Origin of the sequence: Chryseobacterium piscicola, assembly GCF_900156685.1 — a bacterium.
In the GTDB taxonomy this organism is placed as follows: Bacteria; Bacteroidota; Bacteroidia; order Flavobacteriales; family Weeksellaceae; genus Chryseobacterium; species Chryseobacterium piscicola.
In genome coordinates this window covers 276,023-299,006 of sequence record NZ_FTOJ01000004.1, presented here as the reverse complement: position 1 = coordinate 299,006, position 22,984 = coordinate 276,023, and the positions used below count along the sequence as shown (strand labels likewise).

The window sequence follows — 22,984 nt, the reverse complement described above, 5'->3', positions numbered from 1 at the left end:
AAAGTAAGATAGGTGAAAGTGTATTCCTGAAGATGATATTCTTTTGTTTTTGCTAAACGTCAAACTCTTGGTCATTTTCTCTGATTATCAATGAGCGTTTTATGATTTTCAAAAAAATAAAATTTCCACCTCCATTCAGGTCTGGGAAAAAGAGGAATTGTGCTTAAGGTTGAATTACAATTATAATTAAAAAGACTTAAGTAAAACTCTTTCAAACAGCGGCCTCAGTTTTTAATCTGAAAATTTCTTTCGCATTAAAAATAATAACCGCTAAAAATATGATGGAATAAGATAAAATCTGCAATCCTCCGAGAGCTTCATTGAAAACTGCACCTGCCAAAATAAACGCAATAATTGGATTGATATTAAGAATCATTCCCACTTTTGAAGAAGCGATTCCTGATAATGCAAACAAATTCAGAAGCAACGGAACAATGGTGTACATCACTGCAATGATCTCGATATAAAAATAAAAAACCAAATCTGTAGGTACCGCACCTGAATATTTCGGGAAAAATGGCAATAAAATTAAAGCTGAAAGAATCATGTGGAAATTGAGAACCAAAAACTTATCAAATTTAGAATTAACACTTTGAATAATCAAATAACAGGCATAAGTAGAACCTATCAGCGTACTGTAAACCATATCAATAAGACTAGCATACGATAACAAAATACATCCTGCAGCACTTAAAAAAACGGAAATCCACTGAAGTTTTGTAAGTTTTTCTTTCAAAATAAAAAATGCAAGAATTGTGGTGATAATCGGGCAAACTAAATAGGCAACCGACGTTGCACGCACACTGATATGATTCATTACATAAATAAATGAAAACCAATTTCCGGTGAGTAAGATACTGCTCAAAATATTTAAGCCAATGATTTTCTGTTTGTCTTTTTTAATGAGCGTTTTAAAGAAATTCAAATTATTTTTCAACTTCGCTTTTCTGAAAAGCAACGTAACCACCGTCATAATAATTGCACAACTGAACACTCTATAAAAAAGAATATCCAATGACGGATAAAAATGCAGCGGCTTTAGCACCAGACTGAAGGTACCCCATAATGCAAAGGCGGTAATAGCGGCTAAATAATATTTCAGATTGTTCAATTTGAAAGGAAATTATATTGGTTTTTAGGAGAGACAAAGATAGGGAATAGAGACAAATGATATTAGTGTTTTGTAAAAGCATTTAAAGAAATCTGTTGTTCTAAGCCCAACTTATTTAGAGGAAAGTTTACTAAGCTTTAGACGAGGCAAACCATTATTGGGTAAGCAAAAAAATACGTGGAATGGTATTATTTTTTATAAAATCAAAAAAAACCTCTGAAAAGTCTCAGAGGTTAGTGTATTTTAGTGCATCGCTTCACTTAAATCAATCTTTTCTTTGCTTTTCCGTTCTCTAATAAACAAGATAAACGGAATACAAACCAAGAAGGCTATACCTAAATACAGAAAAACATCCATATAAGATAGCACGGTAGCTTGTTTCGTGACGGTCATATCTAAGACTTTGTATGCGGCTTTCATTGCATTATCTGGCGTTAGTCCTTTCGCAATAAAATTAGCTTTTAAACCTGCTAATCTTTGCTGCACATCCAAACTATCACTATCGAGGTGCGAAATTAAATTCACTCTGTATTTCTGACTGGCATTAGCAATAAATGTGGTGATAGCTGCAATTCCGAAAGAACCTCCAAGCTGCCTCATCATTCCCGTAAAAGCTGCTCCCTGACCGATTTCTTGACCTTTTAATGTACTTAATGACAAAGACGTAATTGGGATAAACAATAAACCAAGTCCCATTCCTCTTACGATCAACATCCAGAAGAAAGCTTCTTTACTGGTATCAGGTGTTAATATTTTGTAACCCCAGAAACTGTAGATAAAGAATATTAATAACCCCAAAGAAACCAAAATCTGTTGTTTTGCTCCTTTAGAAAGTAACCTTCCGATAATCGGCATCATGAAAGCCGTTGTTAAAGCTGCAGGAATCATCAAGGCTCCAGATTGCAGTGCCGTCCATCCCAAAATACTCTGTGTGTACAAAGGGACAATAAAGGTTGAACCATACAACCCAAAACCTAATACAAAAGACATTACAGTTCCAATTCTTAGATTTCCGTTTTTCAAAACACGGAGTTCTACAATTGGATATTTAAATGTTAATTCTCGCCAAAGGAAACATATAAATCCTAAAACAGCTGTGGTGGTAAAGGTGACAATCATTCTACTTTCAAACCAGTCTTCTTCATGGCCTCTTTCTAAAATAAACTGTAATGAACCAACAGTTAATGCCAATAGCATAATTCCGAGCCAGTCTACATCTGAAGCTTTTCTTTTTTCGGAGAATTTCGGACTTTTCACAAACTGAAGTGTCATTAAAGTTGCAGCAATTCCGATTGGAATATTGATGTAAAAAATATACGGCCAACTGTAATTATCTACAATATACCCTCCCAACGGCGGACCTAAAGTAGGCCCAATAATTACTCCCAAACCATATATTGCTTGTGCCATACTTCGTTTTTCAACGGGGTAAGATTCTGTAATAATCGTTTGTGATGTTACCAACAAAGCTCCACCGCCAATTCCCTGACAGAGTCTGAAAAACACCAATTCCCAAATATTATCGGCATTCCCACATAAAAATGAGAAAATGGTAAAAATAATAATGGAGGCTGCAAAGTAATTTCTTCTTCCGAACTGTTGTGAAAGCCAGCTCGTCATTGGTACTACAATTACGTTACCAATTGCATATGCTGTAATCACCCATCCCACTTCAGAAAGTGTGGCACCCATGTTCCCCTTCATTTCGTTGAGGGCAACATTTACAATCGTGGAATCCACAATTTCTAGCAAAGCACAAAGAATCGCTGTAATCGTGATGATTACTCTTCTGGCTCCATATTCTACTAATGAATCTTGCATTTAATATTTAATTTAAGATTAAAAAATTAAAGTTTTAAAAGATTACTGATGCGCATAATTATTATTGTATTTGGCGTGTAATCTTTTACTATTTAAATCTTATAATTATTTAATCTACTTCAAAGAAACTTCTGCTTTCACATTCATCCCTGTTCTTAATCTTTTTGCAATATTTGGGTCTAATTTTATAAAATCTATTTTTATCGGAAGTCTCTGTACTACTTTTACAAAGTTTCCACTTGCATTATCTGGAGGCAAAATAGAGAATGTAGATCCTGTTGCTGGGGAGAATGAGCTTACTACTCCTTCAAATTCTGTGTCAGGAAAAGCATCAATTTCTATTTTCACTTTTTGTCCTTCTACCATTTTGGCGACCTGAGTTTCTTTAAAATTGGCAATTACCCATTTTTGATCATTTTTAACTAGGCTAAATAACTGTGCACCTGCCTGCAAAAACTGCCCAGCCTGAATAGGAATTTTCCCAACAAAACCATCTTCTGGAGCCGTGATAATGGTGTAAGAAAGATTTAATTTAGCACTTTCTACATCCACTTCTCTCTGTTTCGCTACCGAACCTGCAACTGAAATCTGCTGAGAACTCGCTTCAGTTTGTGAAGATGCAATACCGGTTTGTTGTGCGATCTGATTTCTTTGCTCCACTAAAACCTGTAACTGCTTATCTGCAGACTGTTTTGCAGCCAAAGCCTGCTCATATTGTTGTTCTGTAATTGAGTGGTCTTTTACCAAAACTGAATATCTTTTTAAATCTTGAGACGTCTTCCACACGTTTACTTTTGCTGCTTCAATTTGTGCATTCGCAGTTGCTACAGCAGCCTGTGAACTGTTAATGTTTTTTGAAGTGGCATTGGTAGAAGACTGCGCAGAAGAAATATTACTTTTCGCAGTGGACAAAGCTGCCTGAGCTTGCTCCAAAGCCATTTTCTGATCTTTATTGTCTAAAATCACCAAAGTATCACCTTTTTTCACAAACTGGTTGTCTTTCACTTTTACTTCTGCCACATAACCTGAAATTTTTGAAATAACGGGGTTCATATTAGAAGCAATCTGAGCATCATCCGTTTCTTCGTGAATCTGCCCGTAAGAATAGGTTCTATATCCGTAGACTCCACCTACGATGATGATGACCGCTAAAATTATTGGGAAAACCAAACTTTTTTTCTTTTTTGGTTCAGTTACTTGAGTATTGTTATTTTCCATTTGGATATTATTCTGTTTTTATTTGATTGTTAAAGTTCCTGTAGTTTGTAATAGTTTTCTGTACGCCAGTGCTGCATCTGCTTTTGCATTAATCACTCCCACGTTTGCTGCAATTTGTGCTGCATCCGCATCCAGCAGTTCGGTCATCGTTGCCAAACCATTGTCATATTTGTTTTTTGTGATTCTGTAGTTTTCATTGGCCTGAACTGCTGCTTTTTCGAAAACAGCAATTCTCTTTTTAGAATAATCTGAGTTTTGATATTCTCTGTTGACTTCTAATTTAATATTGTCATTCATCAATTCATTGGTTGCAGACAACTGCATTTCTCTTGCTTTTGATTGCTTCAAAGCTGAGTTTTCTTTCCAAAGATTTGATAAATTGTAAGAAATGCCTACTCCAACATTCACTGCATTATAAATCGTTAAAAATTTTGGAATATCTGCTGCTACATAACCGCCGGTGAAAGCAATAGAAGGAAGATTTTCTGCTTTCGCAGATTTTGTTCCCAGTTCCGCAGCTTTTCTCTGTTGGTCTAAAGCTTGTAAATCTTTACGGTTTTCTCTTGCTTCATTTAGATAAAAATCGACGGGTTTTACATCATTATATTCATCCAAATAATTTTGACCAACTTCTATTTCCGTATTATCTGGAAGACCAAGCAACAAATCCATATTGATATTGGCGATATTGTAGTTGTTTTTTGCTTCCAACAACTGTAATTCGATATTCGAAGTCTGAAGGTTTGCCTTTAAACGATCGTTTCTTGCAATGACTCCGTTGTTTTCAAGTTTAAGAAAAGTTTCATCTCTTTTTTGAGAAGCAGAAAGGTTTTCCTCTAAAACTTTAATAGATTGATTGGCTTTAAATAAATTATTATAGGCTTGAGCTACGTTGTAGGCAATGGCTACCTTATTATTTTCACTGCTTAATTTTGATGCTTCCACCAAATATTTTGCAGACTGGATGCCATATTTTATTCTTCCGCCACTGTAAATCGGAACGCTTACATTTGCCGAGCCGTATGCTACTTGATGAACCGCCGGACCCCCTGCAGTTGCAACACCCGGAATTTTCAAGTCGATAGTTGGTTTGATAGGAAGGTAAAGATAACTTGCCGAAACACTCAGTTCAGGGAGCTGTCTGTTTTTCGCTTCCAAAAGATCAGCAGTGGCTTCTTCTATTTTGGCAGCATCTATTTTTAAACTTTTACTGTTCAGGATTCCCAGCTGTACGGCTTCATCGAGGCTGAGCTGTTTTTTCTCCTGAGCGTGTGTGTACATCATTCCTGCTAAAAGGAAAAGTACAAGAGCTGAGTTATTTATTCTCTTCATAACCTAAAAGGTCTTTTAAAATATGTTTTATATGTTGTGTAAGTTCTTTGAAATACGTTTCTTCAAAAACCATTTCATCTTCACTATTTTTAAGAAAATCTTTGTACATCTGCTTGGCATTTGAAGCATAGAATAAAGTTCCACTTACCGTAGAATGCAGCAAATAAATAGGTGGATTTTTGGTAAAAATTCCATTTTTTAAACCACTTTCCAAAATCTTGGAGTACATGGTGATGAAGCTCAGTTTAGTCTCTTTCAGAAATTCAACAATTTGCGGATTTTCGCTGTATAACTGCTCTCTCTGCATGATCCTAAAAAACATTTTATGATTGCGAACTCTTCCTGCAAACTGATCTACAATCCTTTCAACCTTTTCCCATTCATTAATATCTTGCCTTTCTAAAAGGTCTTTTGAAAAAAACTGTCCTTCTTTCATCCTGTACTCTACTAATTTCTCGTACAATTTTTCTTTTGAACCGAAATAATAAGAAATCATAGAAATATTAACGTTGGCTGCCCTAGAAATCTCCCTGGTTGATGTTCCAGAAAAACCCTTTTCTGCAAAAAGCTGCTCGGCTGCGAATAAAATATTTTCTTCTTTTGAAATCATTGCTGTGAATTTTACGGGTGCAAATATACAACAGGAATACTATAAAATCAAACGTTTGATTGGATTTAAATTTAAAATGTAGACCTAGGCAATATACATGCTGATTATCAAACAAATAATTGTTGAGTTGGCACTATTGCAAATGGCTGTCGCTGATTTTGCAGATTGAGCAGATTTTATTAAATTATATAAAATCGGGGAGATTGAAAGAAAAAATTCAGACCTAAGTCTGAAGTTTTATGAATTTTTATGAATGTATCTTGAGAGTTTTATTCCCAAATCTGTCCAAACAATTTTGGGATTGCCATTTCTGGCTAAATGTAAATCGGCAGTGTTGATTTCATCTAAAATACTGATGATATTCGCACCACTGATAAATTTAGAAAAACCAACCCAGTTGAATCCGTTTGCGTCTATTTTTTTATAAACTAAATCTTCAGACTGATAATTCTGCAATAAAGCCAATCTGAAAATTTCGGAAGCATAATTAAGAAAGTTTTTTTGCTTTTCTCTGTTCCATCCTGCAATTTCTCTTGCCCAAAAAATGATATTTTTAAGAAACTCTGGTTTCTTTTTTACCATAAATGCATCACGAACCCACTGCACAAAAAGTTTTTCAAATTCTGGGTTTTTAATTTCTGAATTTAAAAGTTTTATCGCTTCATTTAAATTCCCCTGCGCTTCGTGAGTAATTGCTTTTGCTTGTTCATCCGAAGCAGCGAGTTGATTTTTAAGATAAATACTTAAATCTTCATCGGTAATTCGTGGAACTTCTACAACTTGTGTACGGGAGAGTATCGTTGGCAAAATATCATCAACATTTTCAGCTGTTAGCAGAATAATTGTTTTTGCGGGTGGCTCTTCAAGAAACTTTAGAAATTTATTGGAAGCTGCAATATTCATTTTGTCTGCTCTCCAGACGATCAGAATTTTGGTTCCGCCTTCAAAACTTTTAAGAGCAAATTTTTGGTTTTGATCATCGATTTCGTCTGCTGAAATAAACAACTGTTTGTTTTCTGATTCCAGAAAAGCGGTCCAGTCGTCATAACTTGCGTAAGGCGATTCTAGCATCATCTCTCTGAACTGATCAAATTTAATTTTACTTAATGAATTTTTGTTGTCGGTAAACACAGGAAAACAAAAGTGAAGATCTAGGTGATTAAAATGTTCTACTTTAGATGCAGCATGTTCGTTTTCACCTTTCAAAATCTCTCTTGCATACGCCAAAACCAATGGCATCGTTCCGTAACCTTCTTTTCCGATGAAAAGTTGGGCGTGGCTCACTCTGTTTTCGGTGATGCTGTCTTGAAGAAGTTTTTTAAGATTTTCTTGTCCGGCGATGTTTTCCCAATTCATGTTTCAAAGATAAAAGATTTTATGGATATAGAAATTGGTAAATTACCAATTTTACTCCTCGAAAGAATACTTTATTTCTGAAGAGCAAAAAATAAGAGTAAAGCCAATTGTTGACTGATAATTGATGTAAAATTACCCTTAACAAACTTTAACCTCAGTAAATTTTTACAATTCATTAATATTTAAGATATTTGCGCATTATTTTAAAAATCAAGAATGAAAAAAATCTTTGTACTATCATTCATTTCGGTGGGATATTTCCTTAATGCGCAGAGTTTAAGCAACTCGCCATACGCAACTTATGGAATTGGAGATGTAAAGTTTGATAATACGATTGAGACATCCTCTATGGGAGGCATTTCAACAGCTTATATCAGTGATTTTACCAGTAATTTTAATTTCGGTAATCCGGCAAACAATACCAACTTTGAGCTGACAAGCATCAAGTTGGAAGCCACCAACGAAAATAATTACTTCAAAACCAACTATAACAATACAAAGTCTACTAAACATTCTACGTATTTATCTAATATTTCACTTGCTTTTCCACTTTCACCAAAAATGAAAATGGGATTACTCTACCAACCTTATAGCTCAAAAAGCTACGATGTTTTGAATTCTGTGGAAACACCTGCTGCATCTGGGAACTTTAATGCCAACAGGTTTACAGGAAAAGGAACATTAAATACGGCTCAGGCAGCACTTTCTTATAATTTGGGTTCTGGTTTATCTGTAGGTGCGAAAGCCAATTTTTATTTCGGAAACCTTTACGACATTAATGAATTTACGGTGACTAATGCAGAATTGATTAATGGCTATGAAACCAAAAACAGCATTAAGAACTTTAATTTCACTTTGGGTACAAGTTATCAGAAACTCAACACTTCTACTGATAAAAAGTTGACATTAGGAGCAACTGCTACTTTTGGCAATACGAGTAATATGACTACCGAGTACAAAAACAGTACTTACTATTATGGTACAGGTGAAACAAAAATAGGAGAATCTATTATTGAGCAAAAAAATGCTAATTCTAAAAACCTAATGCCTTTGAATGCCTCTCTTGGTATAGGATACGGAAGTAACAATGAATGGTTCCTCTCAGCACAAATTGACTATAAAAAAGGAGAAACCATCTCTTATTTCGGAAAGAATTTCGATTTCCAAGACACTTATAAAATCTCTGCTGGAGGTTGGTACCTTCCGAATTACAACAACTTTAGAAGTTATTTCTCAAGAGTTGTTTACAGATATGGAGCATTCTATGAAAGAGGTGGATTAAAAATTGCCAACAACAGTATCAATAAATATGGTATCTCTGCAGGAGTTTTGCTTCCTTTCAAGACAAGCAACATCCAAAGAATGAGTGGTCTTGAGATTGGCGTTGAAGCAGGAAAAAGAGGAACACTTAATGACAACTTGATTAATCAAAACTATGTAAACCTGAAGGTTGGTTTCAACTTTGCAGACAAGTGGTTTAGAAAAAATCTTTATGACTAAAATGAGAATATTCTCAAAAAATTTAAAATTTAAAAATATAGCATATCTTTCTAGTTGTGCTATATTTTTTGTAATCACATCTTGTGAAGATGATCTTACAAAGCAAAAAGGCTCAAACAGTAAAAACTTCCCTTCCACTGTTATTAAAAATGCCAATATTATACAGCGCGATTCTGGGATCATAACTTTAAAAGCTTTCGCTCCTATTCTGGAAAAGTATGAATTAATTGACAGCCCGTATGTAGTAGCAACAAAGGGAATGAAAATAGATTTTTTCGATAAAAAAAACCCAAAACCTGGAACAATTACAGCAAAATATGCCAGAATTTTCGAATACAAAAAATTCTATGAGGCGAAAGGAGATGTAAAAATAACGACGAACGACGGACGAAGATTTGCAACGCAGAGTGTTTTTTGGGATCAGCGCAAGCAAAGAATTTACACAAGAGATACTGTTTATACAACTACTCCAGATGGTTCTGTATTAGTAGGAGCTCATGGGATGACCGCAAAAGATGATTTTACAGAATATAAATTCTTTAAAAATTCTGGAGATCTTGATGTAAGTCATACCAAATTGGCTCAATAAAACCTTTTGTAATGAAATCTAAAGCAATAGGGTTAATGTCTGGAACCAGCCTAGACGGATTAGATATATGTTTTGCGGAATTTGAAAAATATGACAATAAGTGGCAATTCAAAATCATTGAAGCTGAAACTATTTGTTACCCTGAAAACTGGGAAAAAGCTTTACGAAACTCGCTTCATTTATCATCTGAGAATCTTCTTGCTTTAAATTCAGAATATGGTTTTTATCTTGGTAAAACAGTAAAAACTTTTATTGAAGACAAAAAAATTACCGATATTGATCTTATCGCTTCTCATGGCCATACGGTTTTCCATCAACCACATAAAAAATTTACCCTGCAGATTGGCGACGGAAGAGGAATAAAGTTGCAAACCAATATCCCCGTCATTTACGATTTCAGAAGTCAAGATGTTTTGATGGGCGGAAATGGTGCTCCATTAGTACCTATCGGTGACGAGTTACTGTTTTCACAATATGATGGATGTCTTAATTTGGGCGGATTTTCTAACATTTCATTTAAAAAAGCACAAAAAAGAATTGCCTTTGATATTTGCGCAGTGAATATTGTTTTAAATAAAATTTCACAACAACTCGGCAAAAGTTTTGATGAAAACGGAGATAGCGCAAGAAAAGGTAGCGTGGATTCAAACTTACTTGAAAAACTTAACAATCTTGAATTTTACCATCATCAACATCCAAAATCTTTAGGAATAGAATTTTGTAACCATTATATTTTTCCACTATTAGAAAATGTAGACTCGCTCACTGCTTTAGCTACATTTACAGAACATGCAGCCATTCAGATTTTTAAAATATTAAATGAAAATAGGTTGAAAAAAGTTCTTTTTACGGGTGGTGGAACTTATAATTCTTATCTTATCGAAAAGATTAAGTATAATACTTCCTGCGAAATCATTATTCCAGACAAAAGCATTATTGATTTCAAAGAAGCTCTTATATTCGCTTTTATGGGAGTTTTAAGAATAAATAATGAGGTGAATGTTATGTCTTCTGCCACCGGAAGTTTGCGGGATCACAGCTCAGGGATTATTGCGTAAAAAAACCTTCATTTCTGAAGGTTTTATTTTATTTATAAGTTTCAATTTTATCTGTCAAGGAGTTAATAAAATTCTGAAGCGGTTTTTCAACCATCATTTTTATGAAAGGATTAAATTTCCCCTCAAACAACATCTGAACCTCAGTCTGGTTTTCGTTTAAAGGATTCAAAGCCGCTGTAAGAGCAAAATCTAGGCTAGAACTTGCAGATTTCAACACAGCCTTCGTATCGGTAACTTCGTCTATTTTTAAAGCAATTTCAGGCATTCCCTGAAGTCCGAATTTGAAGCCATCTTCACGTGTTTCAAATTTCTGCAGACCGTCTGGCATAAACTGTTTGTAATTTTCCGGCGTTTTCAAAACCTCTGAAAGTTCTTTTGCAGATTTATTCACGATTATTTTTCGTCCTTCTAAATTCATTTTTTTATTTTTGTAATTAAATTATTACAAATGTATAAAGTTTTTGTCAACGAAAAAAAATTATTACTGTCTAAGAATCCCGAAAACTTAGAAAAAACAGTCGGTTACGAAAACCCTACCACATTAGAAATCGCTTTAGACCTTCTTCAGAACACATCTACTTCTGAACTGAATGTGCATGGTGAAAATCTAGAAAGAATTTGGGAAGAATTTAATCTACTTTTCAGAAAAATAGAAGCTGCAGGAGGTATTGTAAACAATGCTTCCCAAGAAATTCTTTTCATCAAAAGACTTGGAAAATGGGATCTCCCCAAAGGTAAAATGGAAAAAGGTGAATCTCGTGAAGAGTCTGCCATTCGTGAAATAGAAGAAGAAACCGGTCTTACGAATGTAGTCTTAAAAGATTTTATCAATACCACTTATCATATTTATATTGAAAGAAATGGCGACCGTGTGTTGAAATATACCCACTGGTTTGAAATGTTTTTTGATGGAGAAGACACTTCAAAACCACAAACCGAGGAAGGAATTACAGAAGTAGCTTGGAAAAACTGCGCACAGATTACTGCTGAAGTTTTCCCAAACACTTTCAAAAATATTAAGTTGATTTTAAGTGATTTTAATGAGAATAAGTTTAAATAAAATCTAACGCTTTCTCTAGAGCAATTCCTCTGGATGCTTTTAGGAGAACGTTTTTGGAATTAATATTATTCTGCTCGAGATAATCTATAAGTTCTGCTGTATTTAAGAATGCTTCAGAATATAAATTAACTTTTTTAAACTCTGCTCCAACGGTAATAATTTGATCAAAACTTAAACTTTGAGCCAGATTTATGATATTTTGGTGCTCATTCTCGCTTTCCTCACCAAGTTCTAGCATATCACCTATAATGATCGTTTTTGTACCTTCAAAACCTACAAAATTACGCAACGAAACACTCATAGAACTGGGATTGGCATTGTAGGTATCCAAAACCAAAGTTTTACCTTCTTTTTGCACTATTTGAGAACGCATATTAGTGGGTGTATAATTTTCTATTGCGTGTTTAATTTTATCTACATCAACTCCGAAATGCAAACCTAAACTGGCAGCTGCGCAGAGATTGGTAAAATTGTATTCTCCGGTAAGCTTTGAAATGATTTTTTGATGTTTAAAACTTAATCCTACAAAATGTTCTTCAGAAATTATTTCAAACTGATAATTAGAATTTTCTTTTCCAAAAGTGATTTTTGGAGAATACCCTTTAGTTTTATCTACTTGAATTTCATCATTTTCGTTAACAAGAATTGTTTGATGATTTGTTTTTAAATATTCGTAAAGTTCAGATTTTCCTTTAACAACACCTTGAAAACCACCAAAACCTTCTAAGTGCGCTTTTCCGAAATTAGTAATGTAGCCAATCTCTGGTTTGGCAATAGCGCAAAGCGACTCAATTTCTTTTTGATGATTGGCGCCCATTTCTACCACAGCCATCTCATGCTCTGGCTTAATAGAAAGGATTGTAATAGGAACTCCGATGTGGTTGTTTAAATTACCAAAAGTATATTGTACATTATATTTTTCAGACAAAACAGCATGAATAATTTCTTTAGTTGTTGTCTTCCCGTTACTGCCTGTAAGCCCAATAATTGGAATTCTAAGCTGATTTCTGTGATATATTGCTAACTCTTGTAGAAAATCTAACGTAGATTCTGTATAGAAAATATTTCTATTTTCATTTTCAAACTCTTTCTGCTCTACTATTACAGCTAAAGCGCCTTTATCTATGGCATCTTCAGCCAATGTAGCAGCATTGAAGCTATCTCCCGAAAAGGCAAAAAACAAGTCATTTTTGCTAATTTTTCTACTATCTATAGTTACCTTATCAGCCTTTAAAAATATTTTATAAAAGTCTTGTACATTCATAGTTCAAAAATAAAAAACCTTCTGAAAAATCAGAAGGTTTTTGTATAATATTTTGATAATAAATTATCTTCTCGTTCTACCTTTGTTTTTTGAAGTAGCATCTTGAGCTACACGGAAACCAATCCAAGCAAACCCTGTATTCTCAGCTTTGAATCTTCTTTGTCCTGGATCTAGCCAGTACGCTGAATCTTGCCAAGAACCTCCTTTTACCACTCTGATTTCATTTGAAATTTGAGTTGTTCTTTTACCACTATCTTTTTGCATTTTCACTTTTCCGTTAGCATCAACGAAGAAGTTTTTCTTAGCTCCGTTGTACATATTGTAAGATGTTGCAGAGTCTGAAGCATTTCTGTAGTTAAGAGAAGACTGCTTATCTCCATCTCTGAAGTTGGTGTAGTCTGCAATAGTTTCTCTTTCATACTGACCTGGAAGGTTTTTTGCAACCAATCTTCCGTCTCTTAAAGTATCATACTTCATATTGGTTTCGTCAACCATTTTGTAAGTACCATCTCCATTTCTTACAATTGCTTGAGGAGCATTACCTCTGTAATAGTTGAAATCACTGTATTCATCGTCAACGATTGGTCTGTACACATCAGCTGTCCATTCTGCAACGTTTCCATACATTCCATAAATACCTAAAGCATTTGAAGGGTATAATCTTACGTCTGAAGTTTTAGCTGAACCGTCGTTTTTCCAACCTGCAGGACCAGAATAATCACCTTGTCCTTGTTTGAAGTTTTCAAGAAGCATACCTCTGTCTCTTCCCTTCGTACCTCTAAGGTTTTGAATTTGAGGAGTTTTTCCCAGATAGTTGTTATATTCTCTATTTTTCTCCATTCCTAGAGCGGCATACTCCCATTCAACTTCGCTAGGAAGTCTGAATTTAGTTACCATATCTGCACCTGGAGCTCTGTTTGCAGCAATAAGTCTAGCATTGGTAGTTTTGATACCTGTTTTTTGCTGCCTTCTTTGCTCATTGATGTAGCCTTGCATTTCAGGATCATTCGATTTGAATTTATCCATATTAAATGCAGTACCACCTTGGTTATTAGATTCGTTAATATATAAATCTTTAGCAATAATACCTGCGTTCATCAAAGCTTTTTCGTTTGCTCTGTCTGTCAACCATTCACAGTATCTGTTTGCCTGAGCCCAAGCTACACCTACTACAGGATAGTAGTCATAGTTAGCATCTCTGAAATAAGTTTCATTGAAATCATTTCTAGAAAGCTTGTTGTCCCACAATAAAGTATCTGGCAAAGCGCCGTTGTAGATTTCTTTAAAACTAGGATCACTTGGTGGGAATACATACTTCAACCATGTAAGGTATTCGCGGTATTCGTAGTTAGTAATTTCTGTTTCACCGATATAGAAAGAGCTTACCTGCATTCTGCGAGGCGAGTTATTCCAATCGTGCATTACATCATCTTTCACTAATCCCATTGCAAAAGTTCCACCTTCCACATACACCATTCCCGGCCATCCTTTCTGCTCTTGTTGTTTTCCTGCAAAAAACCAACCTTGTTTTTCGTTTGGTTTCCAACCTGTTTTAGAGACAAAACTTTTGGTACCACCACCTTTGCCGGTACCCGAACCACCACAACTGGTTAATGCAAGTGTAGAACTCAATGCTATTAATGAAAACAACTTTAGTTTTTTCATAGTCGATATAAATATTATTCAAAGTACAAAGAAAAGTAAATTATTCAATAAATCAAATAAAGATTTGATTTTTTTGAAAAACCATGTGAAATTAGTTTTATTGTTTTCTATGTATTTCTAAAATTTTCGTTTATTTTGTAATTTGGAAATCCATACATAAACATGAGACTGAAAATAATTCTTATATCCCTGTTTTCTTTAGCAACCACATTAAAGGCGCAGCGTGTTGCCATAGAATGGAACGGCTCTAAAACTGAAGATTTTGGTACAGTAAAAAAAGTGTTGCCTGCTTTTAAAAACGAAGGCTTTGCTTTTAGCCAGAATAATGTTTTTATACACAATAAAGTAAAAACAGGAGAAACCCGATTGAAAATCACAAATTTGCAATGGGAAAACGTTTCTTACAAAGATCTTTTTGAGCTTAGTGAATCACAACTTCCAGATTACGAAATAAAAGATGTTACCTATGTTGATATTGAAGGTGAGCGATATGCTAGCTATAATGTTTCGCTATTTAAAAAAATAAATGGTGCAGTACAGAGACTATCCTCTTTTCAACTCGTTGATGACGGAGCTTCTCAAAATTTGAACACAGCAAAAATAGGCACTACAATAAACCCTCTTTCTGCGGGAGGATTTTATAAAATAAAAGTTGATAAATCTGGTATTTTTAAAATTACAACACAGTTTTTAAAAGATATTGGCATAAATCCCACGAATGTAAACCCGAAGAATTTCAGAATCTATGGAAATGGTGGTGTGATGCTACCAGAATACAATCAAGACACAAAATACAGTGCACTTCAAGAAAATTCTATTCAAGTTGTAGGTGAAGAAGATAATGTATGGAATGATAATGACTACGCATTATTTTATGCACAAGGCCCAAACGGATATAATTTATATGACACTTCAAATGGTAGCGGATTCAAGAGAGCAGACACTAGAATTGACAGAAGCAATGGTTTAAAAAATATCTATGAAGAATTTTCTTATTATTACATCAATTTTGATAAAGGCGCTGGAAAAAGAGTGCAAAATGTTGATGTAAATTTACCAGCAACTTCTCTTATAACTAGATATGATGATTATCAAGTCATTAATAATGACCAAAAAAACCTCTTGAAAGTAGGAAGAATTTGGGCGGAAGAAACACCATTTTCTGCTCCCAAAAATATTGTAATTAATGTAGCTACCCCCATTCAACCAGGTGATGTCATAAAATACCGTACTCAGGTAATAGGTTTCAATGCACAACAAAATAGTGTGTCTTTCAACATTAACAACTTGAACCCCTTCACTTCAGCAGTTCCTGCAAACACACCATTCTATAATTATGATTATTTCCAGATGAGATATTCTGGGAATATATCAAACCTCACAGGAAATCAAATAACATTTAATTATCTTCCTAATATTGGAACAAACCCAAATGGAGCATTTCATTTCGATTATCTTGAAGTACAATACAAACAAGATTTGACGTATAACGGATCTCAAATGATTTTCAGAGATTTCTCACTTCAAAGCGGAAGCAATACTACCTATGGTTTTGGAATCTCTAATACCGGAAGCCTTGAGCAAGTTTGGGATGTAAGTGATATTACCAACGCAAACAGAAGAGTAAATAAGGCCGGCTCTGGAGCATTTAATTTTGCATATACTACTTCTAATCTTTTTTTTAATAATGAATTTGTAGCTTTTAAAGCAGACGCTGCGTTTGCACCACAATTTGTTGAAAAGATAGGTAACCAAGATTTATCTGCTATGCAAAATGTAGATTATTTGATTCTTACAACGCCAGAACTCATGGGGCAAGCACAAAGAATTGCAAATTACCACCAAACAAAAAATAATTTTAATGTACAGATTGTAGATCCTACAAAAATTTACAATGAATTCGGAAGCGGAAGCCGAGACATTACCGCCATTAGAGATTTCATCACAAAGCTAAACACCCCGGCAGGACGATTGAAATATGTATTCATACTTGGCGATGCTTCTTTTGATTACAAAAATAGAATACCAAATAACAGCAACATTGTTTCTAGCTACGAAAGTGAAGAATCTGGAGACTTTGTAAGCTCTTATATTACGGATGATTACATTGTAATGACTAAACCTCAAACTAATATTACTCTTACCAGTAACCTTCCCGATATTCCTATTGGCAGGCTTCCAGCTGCAAATTCTACTGAAGCTGCAAATATGGTTGATAAAACACTAGCCTATTATAATGCTTTACCAGGACAATCCAACTCATTTGGAGAATGGAAAATGAAGCTGGACTTTGTAGTGGATGATGATAATGATGGCGGACCAGCTTTCCACACAGTGATGAATAATACTTTACAAAGTATTTTTGAAATCCCTGCAAATACCAACCTTAAAGAATACAATGTTCGAAAACTTTATTTAGATTCATTTCAAGGCCAGAGTACAGCTGGAGGCAGAAGATATCCGCAGGTAAACCAAGCCATAGCAAATGATATGGGTAATAGTCTTTATCTTTTTTATTTTGGGCATGGAGGTATCAGCGGATGGGCGCAAGAAAGAGTATTTACTACAGACGAAATTCAAGCCGCTAACAACTTTTCAAATATTTACAGTAGATTTCCTTTTGTATCAACCATTACTTGTGAGTTTACATTATGGGATGAGCCAGGAACATCTTCCGCCGGCGAGCAACTTATGAAATTAAAACAAGGAGGTCCAGCTTCCATGATTACTTCCAGTCGTGCAGTAGGTGTAGGGTATGGTATTGATTTTACCAATCTTTATACGAGAGAAATGTTTAAATTGACGAATGACGATTTTATTTCAATTGGTGATGCACACTTAAATGCTAAAAAACTTAAACCAAGCGATCCCAATCATTTCAAAGTAAATGTTTTGGGAGATCCTGCAATGAAACTCAGCAGACCAAAGAGACTTTTGGTTATTGATAATATTGAAAGCCCAATTCCAGGATTAATCAGAGGTTTAGATTTTGTGAAAGTAACCGGTCATATTAACAATGCAAACGGAACTTTAAATAATACATTCAACGGTCGTGTAGTCATTAATATTTTTGATAAAAAATTAAATAAGAAAACTTTAAACAATCCCGGTTACCTTACTCCTATTCTAAATTATACAGAAGAAGGAAATGCAATTGTAAAAGCTTCGGGAATTGCAAAAAATGGTCAATTTACAGTAGAATTTTATGTTCCTAAAGACATTAATTATACTTTGGGACAAGGTAGAATTTTAGGTTATGCTGACAATAAAGTTTCTGATGTCTTCAATAATCAGTCGGTTCAGGTAGGAGATTTAAATCCAAACGGAATTAATGATAACGAGCCTCCAAAAGTAAAGTTATACATGAATAACACCAATTTTGCGAACGGAGGAATTACCAATCAAAACCCCACTCTATTGGCATGCTTAACAGACGATACAGGGATAAACTCTACCGGATCTGGTGTAGGACACGACATTACAACATATCTTGACGGGCAAATAATCAATACCGTTGTACTCAATGATTTCTTTGCTCCTGGTGAAGGAAATGGATGTCTTAATCCCTCTCTTGCAGAATATCAGAAAGGAAATGTAACTTATCCTTTCAGAAACCTAGCCATAGGACAACATCAACTAAGTTTTAAAGTTTGGGACATCAACAATAATTCTACCATATCCACGTTAAACTTTGAGGTAAAAGATCAGTCTGATCAACATTTGATTATCAACAGACCAATGAACTGGCCCAATCCTTTTACCAATAAAACCTACATTCATTTTGAACACAATTGTGATGATATGTTGGATGTAAATGTTCAAATCTATACAATAACGGGGAAATTAGTAAAAACAATTTCTTCAGCAGTTATTGCAGAACCATTCTTACAGGGCTACAGAACCCCTAAACAAGCAATAGAATGGGACGGAAAAGATGATTTTGGTGACACTGTAGCAAAAGGTACGTATATTTTTAAGATATTTGCAAAAAGCCAAAATCAAGAAAAATGCAAAGGAAGTGCTACAGCTGTAGAAAAAATGGTACTTTTGAAGTAAAATTATAATTTTAACGAAATATATCTATAAAACTGATAATATATAAAAGACAACATATGAATTTAACTACTAAACTGCTTTTAGGAATAGGTTTTAGTGCCAGCTTTTTAAGCTACGCTCAAGATTTAAGTCAGGTAAGACCTGTATTGACAGGAGCTCCTTTCCTAAGAATAGCACCAGATGCAAGATCAGGAGGTATGGGAGATCAGGGTGTGGTAACTTCACCAGATGCATTCTCACAATTCTGGAATGCAGCTAAATATCCTTTCAGCAGAACAAGTTCTTCAATTGGTTTGAACTATACACCATATATGAGTAAACTTACGAATGATGTATTTTTATTGTATGGTGCCTTTCATAAATTTTTAGGATCAGAAGAAAGATCTACCATCTCAGCAAGTATCTATTACTTCAATATGGGAGAAGTAGACCTTACTCAATTGGTAGGAAACGAAGTTACTTCTTTGGGAACTTCAAAACCAAACGAATTCTCTATCGATGTGGCTTACGGTCTTAAGCTTTCAGATTCTTATTCAATGGCAGTTACAGGTAGATTTATTCGTTCAGACTTAGCCGGAGGATTCAACACAGACACTACATTAAAACCAGCAAACTCTTTCGCAGTTGATGTTTCAGGTTATTATACTTCCCCAAGATTTCAAAGTTTCGGAAATTATGAAGGTAAAGTAAACGGAGGTTTTGCCATTACCAACTTAGGTCCAAAATTAGATTACACAGGAAACGAAGAATCTAGATCTTACCTTCCAACTATGGCAAGATTAGGTTTAGGATATGATTTGTTTCTTGATGATATGAACAAAGTTGGACTTTCTGTAGAAGGTTCCAAAATTCTGGTTCCAGGATCTGAATTTGTCGGTAACGATCCTAATACAAGACAGCCAATATACGCAGTACCAAATGTAGGTGTGATGGAAGGAATCAGTAAATCTTTCAACAACACCAACTCTATCATGTATAGCGGTGCTTTAGAATATTCTTATGACAATGCATTTGCTTTAAGAGGAGGTTACTTCCACGAAAGTGAGGAGCAGGGAGCAAGACAGTTTGCAACTGCAGGTATCGGTTTGAAATACCGTTCATTTGGTTTAGATATTTCTTACCTTATCAATATGTCTAAAATAAATACTGCATTAGATAACACGCTTCGTTTCGGGCTTACCTGGAACATAGGTGCAGAAACGTCTAACGTAGATTATTAAGAAATTTATTTTCATTTAAATACTAAAGCTCCTTTTCAGGAGCTTTTTTTGTTTGTTTAAATAAGTGCAAACAATTGTTATCCTTTGGAAGAGTGGCAAAAAATTTTCAAACGTTTTGATTGGGTAGTTGATTTTATTTTGTTTAATCTTCCTCATCTTATATTTTTTTTAAAAAACTTGTTTAAAATATAATTATATTTAAAACTTAACAATTACCCTATAAACTAAACCATCCAATTCACATATAACGCTTATTTTTGCAACATGAATTATTCTTCGGAGCTCAAAAAATTTGTAACCAGCCAATATGTTTATTCTGCCATTAGAATTACATTATCTACGGTGCTTCCGTGCCTAGTGCTTGCTCATTTTGGGATGCTCAAAGAATACTTCCTATTTCCTTTGGGAACCAGTTTTGTAGCGCTTACAGATCAGCCAGGCCCATTTATTCGAAGAAGAAATTCTCTTGCTTTTGCCATTTTCTGCTTCGTAATCGTGGCCACTATCGCCAGTTTGTTTAAAGGAATTATTCCTTTAGTTATTTTCGAAATCTTTGCATTCGGAATGTTTTTCTCACTCATTGGCGTTTACGGACAAAGATTGGCAGCAGTAGGCTCATTAGCTTTAGTAGTATTAGCAATTTTTATTGACGGACATTTAACAGGCGTAAATATCCTCAAAAGCCTAATGATTTTTGCAGCCGGATGCATTTGGTTTTTATTAATTTTCTTGGTTGTAACGACGATTCAGCCATATAAATTGGCGAGTCAGATGATTGGCGAAAATTATCTACAGCTTTCAGAATTTTTAAAAATAAAAGCAAATTTTTATCAGAAAAATCCAGATTTTAATCGCCTTACAACACAAGTGATTGCGAAGCAAATAGAAATCAAAAATCTCCAGGAAGAAACACGAGATACTGTTTTCAGAACCAGGATGATTGTAAACGAATCCACAACTATCAGCCGTTTGCTTATGCTGATGTTTCTGAATTCTATGGATCTTCATGAGAAATTAATGACCTCCGAAAGTGATTATAAAAAACTTCAGGCAAGCTTTGAAGACAGTAGTATTTTAGTGAAAATACACGACTATCTGAATATTCTTTCACAAGAAATTACCAACATCGGAATTTCGCTTCAAAGCAGCACGCGAGCAAAGCCCATCTTCAATCTGGAAGTTCTTTCTCATGAGCTGAATGTTCATTATTTTGATTTGAGAAACAAAGAAATGACTCCAGAAACTTTGGAAAATTTTATGATTCTTCGTCAGATTATGATGCGCATTAGCGAGATCACAAAAGAAATCACTGAGATTTATAAAGTATTTGCACAAAATGTGAAGCTTGCAAAAAGTCTTTCCACAGGTTTAGATTTGAAAAAATTTATGCCTAATGAGGAAAAAATAAATTTTAAAGTTCTGAAAAGTAATATTTCTCTTACCTCATCCCATTTTCGTCATGCCATCAGAGTGACATCAGCTTTATTATTAGGATATTTTGTTTCTCGGCTCCCATTTATAGAAATTGGTCATACCTACTGGATTTTAATTACAGTAGTTGCCATTTTAAAACCCGCCTACTCCATTACCAAACAGAGAAATCTTTTGCGTTTTTATGGTACTGTTGCTGGTGCAGTGATTGCTTACGCTATTTTACATTATATAGACATTAATGCAATTTTGTTTTCAATTCTTTTGGTGAGTATGATTTTATGTTTCAGCTTTTTAAAAGGAAGGTATTTCTGGGCCGTTTTGTTTATGACGATATACGTTTTTCTGAGTTTCAATTTCCTAAATCCCGGGAACATCAACATTATTTTTAAAGACAGAATTGTAGACACCATTATCGCAGGAATCATTACATTTCTCGTTTCCTATCTCATTCTTCCAGTTTGGGAACATACCCAGAATTTAGCTTTAATGAAAAAATCTGCAGAATCTAACCTGAGTTATTTTCACAGCGTAATGTCTAAATTTCTGAATGAAGATTTTGATGTGGAAAATTATAAAGTAAAAAGAAAAAATGCCATAATCTCGCTTGCCAATCTTTCTGATAATTTCCAAAGAATGATTACCGATCCCAAACATCAACGAAAAAAATTGGAAGTAGTACACCAATTTGTGGCAACCTCACATTTAATTACAGCTTATACCGCCTCGCTTTCGCAATATTCTAAAAAGGAAAAAAATTACACAGAAATAGATTCTGAAAGCTGGACGAAAAAAATAGAAGCAGAGATGAACCAAGTTTCCGTTTTGCTGAATGGCGAAAAAATTTCTGAAACTTTGAAAATAAACAGCCGTTTGGAACCTGAGGATTCTTCCATCGATGATTTGCTTTCTAAAAGAAAAACCGAACTTTTGGAAAATGAACATTACGATACAAGAGATCCCAATAAAATCTCTCATTTAACAGAACTGAAAAATATTCACGATGTTTTGGAACTGATTTATGATGTTGCTAAAGAACAACGGAAAGTAATTGAAAACTATCGTAACGAAGAGATTATTCCTCAACAATCGTAAAGCAGTATTCGTCAAAAAACTTTACACTTGCTTTATATTCATCTGAAATTTTATCATCATGAACCCTGCAGCTAATGTCAAAAAGATGTTTCAGCTCAAAAGGTTTCACTTCATAGTGTTTTTTTAGAGACCAATGCTTAGAGTGATGAATTTTGTACATACTTTCCTTAACGCTCCAAATAATCGTGTAAAAAACCACTTCTGCATCAAAAGGAATAAAACTTCGTTCGTTTTTGTAGGTAAATTTGTCAATAACTCGTAAAATTTTAGGATTAAATTTTTCAATATCAATCCCAATTTTATTTTTTGAAATCGCAATTGCAGCATAAGGAAAAGAATGTGTGATTGAAATCTCTGCATCTTTTGGTGAAAGAAAAGGCTCTCGTTCTTTATACAAAATTTTAGAATTGGGTTTCAAACTTTTCAAAAGCTTTCTTACCATCAAAACCTCTAATAATTTTTTGGGGTGATAATCTTTAACCTTTTCTGCATTCTCAGGTTCTAAAAGTTCATCAACATTCAGCTCTTCACCTTCCTCATATTTCCAGATAAGAATAGTTGCAGCGTCGTCAGAAAAATCACGATAAAGAGGCATGGG

17 protein-coding genes are annotated in these 22,984 nt (G+C 34.4%); 7 read left to right on the top strand and 10 right to left on the bottom strand.

Features of this window, described 5'->3' with window-relative positions; genetic code table 11:
* Positions 1-211: 211 nt before the first annotated feature.
* The 6 genes from BW939_RS08785 to BW939_RS08760 form a co-directional block, all read right to left on the bottom strand.
* Complete coding sequence (locus tag BW939_RS08785) at positions 212-1,111, bottom strand: EamA family transporter (protein ID WP_076451654.1); 900 nt, start codon at positions 1,109-1,111, stop codon at positions 212-214.
* Positions 1,112-1,354: 243 nt separating this feature from the next.
* Entirely contained in the window at positions 1,355-2,932 is a 1,578-nt protein-coding gene (locus BW939_RS08780; protein WP_076451653.1) for a DHA2 family efflux MFS transporter permease subunit, read from the bottom strand.
* 114 nt (positions 2,933-3,046) lie between these two features.
* A complete protein-coding gene (locus tag BW939_RS08775) occupies positions 3,047-4,150 on the bottom strand; it encodes an HlyD family secretion protein (RefSeq protein WP_076451652.1) in 1,104 nt (367 codons plus the stop codon).
* An 18-nt stretch (positions 4,151-4,168) separates the two neighbouring features.
* Positions 4,169-5,482: a TolC family protein gene (locus BW939_RS08770; protein ID WP_076451651.1), complete on the bottom strand. Its 1,314-nt coding sequence runs from the start codon at positions 5,480-5,482 to the stop codon at positions 4,169-4,171.
* The gene (locus BW939_RS08765; protein WP_076451650.1) at positions 5,466-6,092 is read right to left on the bottom strand and encodes a TetR/AcrR family transcriptional regulator; all 627 of its coding nucleotides are present in this window, start codon (positions 6,090-6,092) and stop codon (positions 5,466-5,468) included. Before BW939_RS08765 ends, BW939_RS08770 begins: the two co-directional genes overlap by 17 nt.
* 237 nt (positions 6,093-6,329) lie before the next feature.
* On the bottom strand, positions 6,330-7,448 hold the full coding sequence (locus BW939_RS08760; RefSeq protein ID WP_076451649.1) for a DNA polymerase III subunit: 1,119 nt from the start codon (positions 7,446-7,448) through the stop codon (positions 6,330-6,332).
* Between the two features lie 216 nt (positions 7,449-7,664).
* Between BW939_RS08760 and BW939_RS08755 the strand changes: the two genes are divergently transcribed.
* From BW939_RS08755 to BW939_RS08745, 3 genes are read left to right on the top strand one after another with little or no spacing between them, the layout of a single operon-like run.
* Complete coding sequence (locus tag BW939_RS08755) at positions 7,665-8,948, top strand: hypothetical protein (RefSeq protein WP_076451648.1); 1,284 nt, start codon at positions 7,665-7,667, stop codon at positions 8,946-8,948.
* A 1-nt stretch (position 8,949) separates the two neighbouring features.
* Positions 8,950-9,537 (top strand): LPS export ABC transporter periplasmic protein LptC, encoded by a 588-nt coding sequence (lptC, locus tag BW939_RS08750; protein ID WP_076451678.1) that lies wholly within the window; start codon positions 8,950-8,952, stop codon positions 9,535-9,537.
* Positions 9,538-9,548: 11 nt separating this feature from the next.
* Positions 9,549-10,595, top strand: coding sequence for an anhydro-N-acetylmuramic acid kinase (locus tag BW939_RS08745; RefSeq protein WP_076451647.1), 1,047 nt, complete (start codon positions 9,549-9,551; stop codon positions 10,593-10,595).
* Between the two features lie 28 nt (positions 10,596-10,623).
* On the opposite strand, the gene BW939_RS08740 is transcribed toward BW939_RS08745, so the two are convergent.
* Positions 10,624-11,013: an orotate phosphoribosyltransferase gene (locus BW939_RS08740; RefSeq protein ID WP_076451646.1), complete on the bottom strand. Its 390-nt coding sequence runs from the start codon at positions 11,011-11,013 to the stop codon at positions 10,624-10,626.
* Positions 11,014-11,043: 30 nt separating this feature from the next.
* Here BW939_RS08740 and BW939_RS08735 point away from each other — a divergent pair, with 30 nt between their 5' ends.
* Complete coding sequence (locus BW939_RS08735) at positions 11,044-11,655, top strand: NUDIX hydrolase (protein ID WP_076451645.1); 612 nt, start codon at positions 11,044-11,046, stop codon at positions 11,653-11,655.
* On the opposite strand, the gene BW939_RS08730 is transcribed toward BW939_RS08735, so the two are convergent.
* Together BW939_RS08730 and gldJ are read right to left on the bottom strand one after the other, a co-directional pair.
* A complete protein-coding gene (locus tag BW939_RS08730) occupies positions 11,648-12,919 on the bottom strand; it encodes a UDP-N-acetylmuramoyl-tripeptide--D-alanyl-D-alanine ligase (protein WP_076451644.1) in 1,272 nt (423 codons plus the stop codon). The genes BW939_RS08735 and BW939_RS08730 overlap by 8 nt on opposite strands.
* A gap of 63 nt (positions 12,920-12,982) precedes the next feature.
* A complete protein-coding gene (gldJ, locus tag BW939_RS08725; RefSeq protein WP_076451643.1) occupies positions 12,983-14,584 on the bottom strand; it encodes a gliding motility lipoprotein GldJ in 1,602 nt (533 codons plus the stop codon).
* A 162-nt stretch (positions 14,585-14,746) separates the two neighbouring features.
* Here gldJ and porU point away from each other — a divergent pair, with 162 nt between their 5' ends.
* The 3 genes from porU (at position 14,747) to BW939_RS08710 (ending at position 22,386) form a co-directional block, all read left to right on the top strand.
* Complete coding sequence (gene porU / locus BW939_RS08720; protein WP_076451642.1) at positions 14,747-18,640, top strand: type IX secretion system sortase PorU; 3,894 nt, start codon at positions 14,747-14,749, stop codon at positions 18,638-18,640.
* A 56-nt stretch (positions 18,641-18,696) separates the two neighbouring features.
* Positions 18,697-19,860 carry a type IX secretion system outer membrane channel protein PorV gene (gene porV, locus BW939_RS08715; protein WP_076451641.1) on the top strand — a complete coding sequence of 388 codons (1,164 nt, stop codon included), beginning with the start codon at positions 18,697-18,699 and terminating at the stop codon, positions 19,858-19,860.
* Between the two features lie 264 nt (positions 19,861-20,124).
* On the top strand, positions 20,125-22,386 hold the full coding sequence (locus tag BW939_RS08710; protein WP_076451640.1) for an FUSC family protein: 2,262 nt from the start codon (positions 20,125-20,127) through the stop codon (positions 22,384-22,386).
* Here BW939_RS08710 and BW939_RS08705 read toward each other — a convergent pair.
* Entirely contained in the window at positions 22,367-22,981 is a 615-nt protein-coding gene (locus BW939_RS08705) for a 4'-phosphopantetheinyl transferase family protein (RefSeq protein WP_076451639.1), read from the bottom strand. The genes BW939_RS08710 and BW939_RS08705 overlap by 20 nt on opposite strands.
* Positions 22,982-22,984: the final 3 nt, after the last annotated feature.